The organism is Microbacterium sp. (assembly GCF_049661145.1).
Lineage (GTDB): Bacteria > Actinomycetota > Actinomycetes > Actinomycetales > Microbacteriaceae > Microbacterium.
Genome location: NZ_JBASZT010000332.1, coordinates 1 through 8,462, shown reverse-complemented (window position 1 = coordinate 8,462; position 8,462 = coordinate 1). Strand labels below are relative to the sequence as shown.

General features: G+C 68.7%; 11 protein-coding genes. 8 read left to right on the top strand and 3 right to left on the bottom strand.

The window, feature by feature from the left end; translation table 11 throughout:
• Positions 1 to 10 precede the first annotated feature (10 nt).
• Positions 11 to 142, top strand: a complete 132-nt coding sequence (locus WBP48_RS13680) for a hypothetical protein (RefSeq protein ID WP_424441305.1) — start codon at positions 11 to 13, stop codon at positions 140 to 142.
• 213 nt (positions 143 to 355) lie between these two features.
• Here WBP48_RS13680 and WBP48_RS13675 read toward each other — a convergent pair whose 3' ends face one another.
• Complete coding sequence (locus WBP48_RS13675; RefSeq protein ID WP_424441304.1) at positions 356 to 940, bottom strand: flavin reductase family protein; 585 nt, start codon at positions 938 to 940, stop codon at positions 356 to 358.
• Positions 941 to 1,104: 164 nt separating this feature from the next.
• Between WBP48_RS13675 and WBP48_RS13670 the strand changes: the two genes are divergently transcribed.
• The gene (locus WBP48_RS13670; RefSeq protein WP_424441303.1) at positions 1,105 to 1,959 is read left to right on the top strand and encodes a sulfurtransferase; all 855 of its coding nucleotides are present in this window, start codon (positions 1,105 to 1,107) and stop codon (positions 1,957 to 1,959) included.
• Between the two features lie 152 nt (positions 1,960 to 2,111).
• Here WBP48_RS13670 and WBP48_RS13665 read toward each other — a convergent pair whose 3' ends face one another.
• A complete protein-coding gene (locus tag WBP48_RS13665; RefSeq protein WP_424441302.1) occupies positions 2,112 to 2,618 on the bottom strand; it encodes an NADPH-dependent FMN reductase in 507 nt (168 codons plus the stop codon).
• On the bottom strand, positions 2,615 to 3,979 hold the full coding sequence (locus WBP48_RS13660) for an O-acetylhomoserine aminocarboxypropyltransferase/cysteine synthase family protein (RefSeq protein ID WP_424441301.1): 1,365 nt from the start codon (positions 3,977 to 3,979) through the stop codon (positions 2,615 to 2,617). The genes WBP48_RS13665 and WBP48_RS13660 overlap by 4 nt, the downstream gene beginning before the upstream one ends.
• A 163-nt stretch (positions 3,980 to 4,142) precedes the next feature.
• On the opposite strand from WBP48_RS13660, the gene WBP48_RS13655 reads away from it, so the two are divergent.
• From WBP48_RS13655 to WBP48_RS13630, 6 genes are all read left to right on the top strand, one after another.
• The gene (locus WBP48_RS13655) at positions 4,143 to 4,385 is read left to right on the top strand and encodes a hypothetical protein (protein WP_424441300.1); all 243 of its coding nucleotides are present in this window, start codon (positions 4,143 to 4,145) and stop codon (positions 4,383 to 4,385) included.
• Positions 4,382 to 4,810: a TA system VapC family ribonuclease toxin gene (locus WBP48_RS13650; RefSeq protein WP_424441299.1), complete on the top strand. Its 429-nt coding sequence runs from the start codon at positions 4,382 to 4,384 to the stop codon at positions 4,808 to 4,810. The genes WBP48_RS13655 and WBP48_RS13650 overlap by 4 nt, the downstream gene beginning before the upstream one ends.
• A gap of 113 nt (positions 4,811 to 4,923) precedes the next feature.
• The gene (locus tag WBP48_RS13645) at positions 4,924 to 5,274 is read left to right on the top strand and encodes a carboxymuconolactone decarboxylase family protein (protein ID WP_424441298.1); all 351 of its coding nucleotides are present in this window, start codon (positions 4,924 to 4,926) and stop codon (positions 5,272 to 5,274) included.
• Between the two features lie 194 nt (positions 5,275 to 5,468).
• Positions 5,469 to 6,536, top strand: a complete 1,068-nt coding sequence (locus WBP48_RS13640) for an amino acid ABC transporter permease (protein ID WP_424441297.1) — start codon at positions 5,469 to 5,471, stop codon at positions 6,534 to 6,536.
• Positions 6,536 to 7,339: an amino acid ABC transporter ATP-binding protein gene (locus WBP48_RS13635; RefSeq protein ID WP_424441296.1), complete on the top strand. Its 804-nt coding sequence runs from the start codon at positions 6,536 to 6,538 to the stop codon at positions 7,337 to 7,339. Before WBP48_RS13640 ends, WBP48_RS13635 begins: the two co-directional genes overlap by 1 nt.
• A 69-nt stretch (positions 7,340 to 7,408) precedes the next feature.
• On the top strand, positions 7,409 to 8,422 hold the full coding sequence (locus WBP48_RS13630) for an ABC transporter substrate-binding protein (RefSeq protein ID WP_424441295.1): 1,014 nt from the start codon (positions 7,409 to 7,411) through the stop codon (positions 8,420 to 8,422).
• Positions 8,423 to 8,462: the final 40 nt, after the last annotated feature.

The following is an 8,462-nucleotide window of genomic DNA, read 5'->3' as shown; positions in this document are numbered from 1 at the left end:
GGGCATCGGCGTGGCCGTCGTCGGGGCGGATGCCGCGCACGTGCGCGACGTGCTCGATCGCGCCGAGCGGGTCGTGGCCGAGGAACACCCCGAGGTCACGCTGCTGTCAGCGCGGCGGGGCCTGCACTCCAGCGACGACTGACGGCTTCACGTTCGGTCGCGGGACACTGTCGCGACGTCGACTTGCCGAGTTCTGTCGGTATCCGGCTCCCGAAACGACAGTTCGCGGCAAGTCGCGAATCGCGCCAACGCCGACTTGCCGAGTCTTGTCGGCATACGGCACCCGAAACGACGAATCGCGGCAAGTCGATGGCACGCACCACAGGCCGCGTCGCTCCTGCGGTGACCGCCCCGCTCAGCGGATGCGCGAGTGCTCGCCCAACCGGTGCCACGCGCGATTGTGGTAGATGAGCGCGTCGCCGTGCTCGCCGGGGGTGACATCGCGCGCGAGCTGTGACTGCAGCGCGTGCGCGGCGATGACGGTGGAGCCCCCGGCATCCATCCGTCCGATGACGGCGCAGCGCACCCACGCGCGCACGTCGTTGTAGACCGGCTCGCCGGTGACCAGGCGCGTCCACCGGTGAGTGTCGGCAAACCGGTCGATGCCACTCGTCGCGCCCAGTTTCGCGACCTCGAGATCGTGCGCGTCGAGCAGGTGCACGACGACGGTCTCGGCGCGGGAGAGGACGTCGGATGCCGATGACAACGCCGACACCGAGAAGATCAGCAGCGGCGGCTCGGCGCTCACCGACGCGACCGAGGTCGCTGTCAGCGCCACCGGTCCGTCACCTGCATCCGCCGTGATGACGGCGACGCCGCCGGGATGACCCCGGAACAGCGCCTTGAACTCGTCGGCCGAGAGCGACGACGCGAAGTGGTGGTGCGGGGCGTCGATGTGCGGCGCGAACTCTGCGGGATCGGGCGTGGACGAGAGTGGCATGACTTCGACGCTAACGGCTCTCGGGAGTCGATCCCGCCCGGATGTGTGCTCGTGTGACCCCGTGTGACCGAATGTGACGCATAGCATCGGCAAGGTCCCGTCGGCGTTTCGTCATGTTGCATGACGGGAGGTTTTCTCACGGCGGTGCGCGTGACGATGAAAACATGTCCTTCCTCGTCGACGCCGATCGGTTGCGCGCCGAGTTCGCAGCTGCGGCTCCGCCCCGCCTTCTCGACGTGCGCTGGCGCCTCAACGAACCCGAAGGGCGTCCCGCCTACCTCGACGGACACCTGCCGGGCGCCGTCTACGTCGACCTGGAGCGCGAGCTTTCACGTCCCGGACGTCCCGAGGACGGGCCCTACCCGCTGCCGGAGACCGCCGCCCTAGAAGTCGCCGCCCGCCGCTGGGGGTTGAGGGACGGCGATCGCGTCGTCGTCTACGACGACAACGACGGCGTCGCCGCCGCGCGAGCGTGGTGGCTCCTGCGCGGCTACGGCATCGACGTCCGCGTCCTTGACGGCGGGCTGCACGGATGGGTTCGGGCGGGTCTGCGTCTGGAGCGAGGAGACGAGGCGGCACCCGCAGGCGACATCGAGTTGCCCGAACCGCGACTGCCGGTCGCAACGATCGACGACGCGGCGATTGCGCCGCGGGACGGGTTCCTCATCGACGTCCGCGCGCCGCAGCACTATCGCGGTCTCATCGTCGGCGCGGATCCGGGAGCAGGACACATCCCGGGCGCGGTCAACATCCCGACCGTCTCACACATCGGTCCCCACTCGCTGCTGCACGACGCTCGGCAGATCCGCGCGGCCCTGGCGGATTGGGGGATCGGGCCGGACGCGGACGTCGTGCTCTACTGCAACAACTCGATCGCCTCGGCGCACTCCGCCCTCGCGTTCGCCGTCGCGGGCATCCCCACGCGTATCTACATCGGAGCGTGGGGCCAGTGGACCCGCTCGCCCGGTCGCCCCATCGCGACGGGGCCGACCCCCGCAGAGGTCGTCATCGCCGTCTGACGCCGGCGCCGCGCGCCCCGCCGGGCCGCCCCCCGGTTTCGCCGAGCCGCTATGTTCCGCCCGAGCCGCCATCTTTCGACCGTGCGAATCGTGGCGGCTCGTTCAAATCGTGGCGGCTCGGCGAAAGGGTGCGGTCAGCCGCCGGGACGCGGTCAACCGCCGAGCGCGGCCCGCAGGCGCGGCCACTCGGCATCCGCCCATCGGGCGATGATCTCGCCGCGGCGATCCGTGTCGGATGCCGGGAAAGCGATCCCCTGGGTCGGCTGCGACGCGCCGAGCTCGGTGAGCAGGGGGCGAAGGCCCGTCTCGACGGCGAGGGTGTGCGCGGGCGATCCGATCGTGAGCAGCGGCACGGCGGTGACGGCGTGCAGCGCACCGGCGTCGAACCGGTCCAGGAACGCTTTCAGCAGCCCCGTATACGTCGCCTTGTACGTCGGGCTCGCGACGATGAGCACATCCGCGGCGAGTACGCGCGACCGCAGCGCGTCCACAGCCTCGCTCGGAAAGCGGAACAGCTCGTCCGCGACGTCGGCGAGCTCGATCGTCTCGGCGACGGTCGCACCGGAGCGCTCGGCGAGGGCTTCGGCGACGGTCTCCGCGATCAAGCGGGTCCGCGAACCGGGCTGCGGGTTGCCGATGAGGGGCACGATCGTGGTCATGAGAGAGTCTCCTCCGGGGTAGCGCCGACGGCAGCGCGCAGCGCCTGGTCGAGGTCGGCGATGAGATCGGATGCCGTCTCGATCCCGATCGACAGGCGGATGAGGCCGTCGTGGATGCCGAGGCGCTCGCGCTCGTCCGCCGAGAACGACACGTGGGTCGTCGTCGCCGGATGCAGCGCCATCGAGCGCACGTCGCCGATGTTAGTCATGCGGCTGAACACGCGCAGCGCGTCGAAGAAGCGCTGCGCGCCCTCGCGGCCGCCGCGCACCGTGAACGCGAACACCGAGCCGGCCTGTCCGCCGTAGAGGCGCTCGGCGATGCCGTGGTACTCGCTGGTGGGGAGTCCGGCGTAGTCCACACTCTCCACGGCGGGGTGGCCGTCGAGCCACGTGGCCACGGCATCCGCGTTCTCCTGGTGCTTCGCCATCCGCAGCGACAGGGTCTCTATGCCCTGCTGCAGCAGGAACGAGTTCACCGGCGACAGCGCCGCGCCGAGGTCGTTGACGATCCCGAAGCGCAGGTACGCCTCCAGCGCATGCCGGCCGAACGCCTCGAGGAACGAGGGCTTGCCGGGCGCGACCGGCTCGGTGATCCCCGGGTAGGGGCGCGGCGATCCCGCCCAGTCGAACGTGCCGCCGTCCACGATGACGCCCGACAGTGCCGCGCCGTGCCCGGTGAGGAACTTCGTCGACGAATGCACGACGACGTCGGCGCCGTGTTCGAGCGGTCGGATGATGCACGGCGTCGCGACGGTGTTGTCCACGACGAGCGGGATGCCGTGGCGCCGCGTGATCCGCGAGATCTCGGCGATGTCGACAAGATCGTTCTTGGGATTGGGGATCGTCTCGACGAAGACGGCCTTCGTCTCGGGGCGGATCAGGCGCTCCCACTCGTCCGCGTCGCGCGGGTCGCGAACGTAGTCGAGGTCGACCCCGAAGCGTGCGAACGTGCGGTCGAACAGCACCCGGGTGCCGCTGTAGATGCTCGCCGTCGCCAGCAGGTGCTCGCCCTCCCCGGCGAGCCCCAGCAGCAGTCCGGTGATCGCCGCCTGCCCCGAGCCGACGACGATCGCGCCGGCCGCGCCTTCGAGCGATGCGATGCGGGCCTCGGCGACGAGGTGCGTCGGATTGAGGTTGCGGGAGTACAGCTGGCCCTCTTCGGCAAGCGTGAACCGCGCCTCCGCCTCGTCGAACGACGCGAACCGATACGCCGCCGTCAGATACACCGGAGTCACCCGCGCACCGAAGTTGCGCTCCTCGCGCTCGCCGGCGTGCACCTGCCGGGTGTCGAACCCGTAGCCGTCCCAGTCGTAGTTCGGCGGTGTGGGCGAAGACGGTGCTGCGCTGTCGGAATCGGTCACGACGCCAGGGTAGGGCTTGTCGTCGTCCGCCGCCCAGCTCGACGGCGCGGGGCGTCACACGGCGTACGAATCGCAGGATGGCGTCCGCCGCCAGATAGCGAGGCACGGCGTCAGCACGTTTTCTCCCGACCCGTGATGCACGTGATGCACTATTCTTGACATCATGCGCACCACGCTCTCTATCAACGACCGGCTCCTCGCGCAAGCGAAGGAGAGAGCGCACGCCGCCGGGCTGACGCTCGGCGCTTACGTCGAAGAGGCAATCCGCCGCGATCTCGCGACGGAACGCTCGGCGAGGGGCACCGTGCGGCTTACCGTGTCGTCCGCGAGCGGCGGCGCCCAGCGAGGAGTCGACCTCACGACCAACCGAGGTCTCTACGACGCGATGGGAATCGACGTCGCGTGATCGTCGTCGACGTGAATGTGCTCGTCGCCGCCTTCCGCGCGGATCACCCGCACCACGAGGCTGCCCTCCCCTGGCTGGCACAGGCGCTCGGCGGGTTCGACGAGGTGGTGATCCCGGATGCCGTGTGGGTGGGGTTCCTCCGCATCGTGACGCTGCGCGGCGCGTTCACGAACCCGTCGACCCTCGATGAGGCGGCGACGTTCGTCCAGGAGGTCGTGTCGGCTCCCGCATATCTCCCGGTGCCACCGTTCCCCGGGGGTGCGACCCGGTTGGTCGCGCTGTGCCGGGAGTCGCAGGCGACGGGAAACCTCGTTCCCGACGCGTACATCGCCGCCGTGGCTCTCGGATACGACTGCCCCGTGGCGACGTTCGACCGCGACTTCCGCCGCTTCGACGGACTGCGCACCATCGCACCCGCGGCGTGAGTCGGCGGATGACGCCGTGCGTCGGCGCGGGAAGGCGCGGCGTCGCTGTGCGGTTAGCGTAGGCGACGCAGCACGGCGAGACCGGCGTCGCCCACCGATACCAGGAGAGAGATATGTCCGACTACTTCGACCGCAACGCCGACAAGGGATTCACGCGGGTCTACAAGAAAGAAACCCCCGACATCCTCGCCGCCTTCGCGGCGTTCGACCAGGCGGTGTTCGCGCCGGAGGGTCGAGAGATCCCGCTCAAGTACCGCGAGCTCATCGCGCTCGCCGTCGGCATCACGACGCAGTGCGTCTACTGCATCGACGGTCACTCCCAGAACGCGGTGAAGGCGGGCGCGACCGAGGCCGAGCTCGCCGAGACGGCGTGGGTAGCCACCGCCATCCGCGCCGGCGGCGGCTACGCCCACGGACGGCTCGCGTTCAAGCTCGCGGGTGATGCGCGACCGCACGAGCACTGAACCGCGCCGCACACCGAGACCCCGCGTTGACGCGGGGTCTCGGTGTGCCTGCGGGGGTCTCGCCTCCATCCGTTACGCCGAATGTCATTCGGTTGCGCGGTGTGAAGAAGGCCCGCGCGGCGTGAACGCAGGCTCTCCTACCGTGTCGGAATCGCGATGCACCCGCATCGCCGTCCCGGCCCGAGGAGAAGCCCATGTCCACCACCACCACGACAACGGCCGATACGGCCGCGCCTGGGTCGCCGGGTTCGGCCCGCGTCGACCTGGGCTCGTTGAAAGTCGTCCACACCCGCCACTGGTTCCGCTGGACGCTGGCGGCGATCGTCGTCTTCGTCGTCGCCCAGTTCGCCTGGAGCCTCGTCACAAACGGCCGATACGAGTGGGACGTCTTCGCGCACTACTTCTTCTCCGAACCGGTGCTGCAGGGGCTCGGCCTGACCCTCGCGTTCACCGCGATCACGACCGTCATCGGCTTCGCGATCGGTACGCTGCTTGCGCTCGCGCGGCTGTCGAGGTCGCCGCTGCTGAACAGCGCCGCGTGGATATACATCTGGTTCTTCCGCTCCGTACCGCTCGTCGTGCAGCTCGTGGTCTGGTATAACCTCGGCTATCTCTACCCGACGCTGGGCCTTGGCACCCCGTTCACGACGGACTTCTGGATCGTCGAGTTCCCGACGGTGCAGCTGATCTCGGCATTCGCCGCCGGCGTGCTGGGGCTGAGCCTCCACCAGGCCGCATACTCGGCGGAGATCATCCGCGGCGGTCTGCTGTCGGTCGATCAGGGCCAGACTGAGGCATCCGCAGCGCTGGGATTGCCGCCGTCGCGGCGGCTCGGCCGCATCATCCTGCCCCAGGCCGCCCGCACGATTATCCCCAACGCGTCGAACGAGATCATCGGCCTCGTCAAAGGCACGTCGGTGCTGTTCATCATCGCGGTGCCCGAGCTGTTCTACGCGGTGCAGGTGATCTACAACCGCAACAGCCGGGTCATCCCGCTGCTGCTGGTGGCCGTGGTCTGGTACACGATCATCACCACGATCCTGAGCATCGGCCAGTACTACATCGAGCGCTACTACGCCCGCGGGAGTGTGCGCGTGCTGCCCCCCACCCCGATCCAGCAGGCGAAGCACTGGATCGCCGTGCAGTGGGCGCGGCTGGGTGACGACCCGAAGTCGCCGCCACCGCTGGAGGGCGCGGATGCGCCGCCGGTGCCGAGCGTGACGCGGTCAGGCAGCAACAACGACACCATCGGAGGTCTGTGATGAGCACGGCAACGTCCACCAGCCCGACGCCCACCGCGACGACCGGCCTCGTCGAGATCCACAACGTCCACAAGAACTACAACGGCATCGAAGTGCTGCGCGGCGTTGACCTGACCATCAATCCCGGCGAGGTGGTGACGATCCTCGGGCCCAGCGGCTCGGGCAAGTCGACGCTGCTGCGTACGATCAACCACCTGGAATCGGTCGACTCGGGATCAGTCACCGTCGACGGACAGCTGATCGGGTACGAGCTGCGCGGCGACAAGCTCTACGAACTGCGCGAGAAGGAGGTGCTGAAACGGCGCACCCAGGTCGGGATCGTCTTCCAGAACTTCAACCTCTTCCCGCACCTGACGGCGCTGGAGAACATCGTCGAGGCGCCCGTCGCCCTCAAGCGGCTCAGCAAGGACGATGCGCGCGAACTCGCTCTGGGGCTGCTCGACCGCGTGGGGCTGGCCGACAAGGCTGAGCACTATCCGCGGCAGCTGTCCGGCGGGCAGCAGCAGCGCGTCGCGATCGCGCGTGCGCTTGCGCTGAAGCCGAAGGTCATCCTCTTCGACGAGCCGACGAGCGCGCTGGATCCCGAGCTGGTGGGTGAGGTGCTCGACGTCATCCGCGATCTCGCGACGCTCGGCACGACGCTCGTCATCGTCACCCACGAGATCGGCTTCGCCCGCGAGGTCGCCGACCGCGTCGTGTTCGTCGATCATGGCCGCATCATCGAGCAGGGTCCGCCGTCCGAGGTCCTCGTGCGGCCCCAGCATCCCCGCGTTCAGGAGTTCCTCGCGAAGGTCATCGCCTGAGAACGCACCACCCCTGTCTCTCGAAACCTCGAGCGTCACCCGAAGAATCCCGTAAGGAAACACAGCAACATGGCAATCAGCAAGAAGCAGGGCATCGCCCTGGGAATCGGAGTGGTCGCGGTCGCCGCGATCGTCGGCGGCGTCATCGCCGCGGTCACCCTCAACAGACCCGCGGATGCCGAGGCGGCGGCGCCCGGCGGAGCGTCCACGCCGTCGGCATCCGCCGAGGGCAACGTCACGACCGACGAGATCGAGTGGGTCCGGCTCGACAAGCCGGTCCAAGAGGCAGTCGACGCGCTGAAGGCGAGCGGCTTCACTCCGATTGAGCCCGGCAAGCTCACCGTGGCGGGAACATCGTTCCTGCCGCCACTGGGCTTCACTCCTGAAGGCGAGACAAAGACTGCGGGCACTGAGCCCAACATCGGCGCCCTCGTTGCCGACGCGCTCGGCCTGGAGTACAACCCCGTCATCGTCGCATGGGCCGACTGGCCGCTGGGCGTACAGTCCGGCAAGTACGACGTCGTGATCTCCAACGTGACGGTCACCGAGGAACGCAAGGAGCTGTACGACTTCGCGACCTACCGGGTCGACCTGTTGGGGTTCTACGTCAAGAGCGACAGCAAGATCACCAAGATCGAGGAGGCCGACGACATCTCTGGCCTGAAGATCGTCGTGGGTTCGGGCACCAACCAGGAGAACGTGCTCTTGGCCTGGAACAAAGAGCTCGAGGCCGCCGGCAAGGCTCCCGCCGAACTCGTCTACTACGACGACAATGCCGCCGCGGTGCTCGCTCTGCAGTCGGGCCGGGTCGACGCGACATTTGGTCCGAACGCCACCGCCGCATGGTCGGCGCGCGAGACCGGCGACACCAAGCTCGTCGGCACCGTCCCCGGTGGCTGGCCGCTGACGGCGCACATCGCTGTCACGACCGCAAAAGGCAACGGCCTGATCGAGCCGGTACAGATCGCGCTGAACGCCCTCATCGACGGCGGCCAGTACGACGAGCTTCTGACGATCTGGGGCCTGGAGACGGAGCGCATCGACCACAGCGAGATCAACCCGCCGGGACTCCCCAAGTCCTGACCCGCGCATGGCCGGGCCTGCACGCCACGACGTGCAGGCC

Coding starts and splice junctions, on each gene's coding strand:
- WBP48_RS13675 (WP_424441304.1), bottom strand. CDS start 940: ATGCCACTCTCGTCCACGCCCGATCCCGCAGAGTTCGCGCCGCACATC.
- WBP48_RS13670 (WP_424441303.1), top strand. CDS start 1,105: ATGTCCTTCCTCGTCGACGCCGATCGGTTGCGCGCCGAGTTCGCAGCT.
- WBP48_RS13665 (WP_424441302.1), bottom strand. CDS start 2,618: ATGACCACGATCGTGCCCCTCATCGGCAACCCGCAGCCCGGTTCGCGG.
- WBP48_RS13655 (WP_424441300.1), top strand. CDS start 4,143: ATGCGCACCACGCTCTCTATCAACGACCGGCTCCTCGCGCAAGCGAAG.
- WBP48_RS13645 (WP_424441298.1), top strand. CDS start 4,924: ATGTCCGACTACTTCGACCGCAACGCCGACAAGGGATTCACGCGGGTC.
- WBP48_RS13640 (WP_424441297.1), top strand. CDS start 5,469: ATGTCCACCACCACCACGACAACGGCCGATACGGCCGCGCCTGGGTCG.
- WBP48_RS13635 (WP_424441296.1), top strand. CDS start 6,536: ATGAGCACGGCAACGTCCACCAGCCCGACGCCCACCGCGACGACCGGC.
- WBP48_RS13630 (WP_424441295.1), top strand. CDS start 7,409: ATGGCAATCAGCAAGAAGCAGGGCATCGCCCTGGGAATCGGAGTGGTC.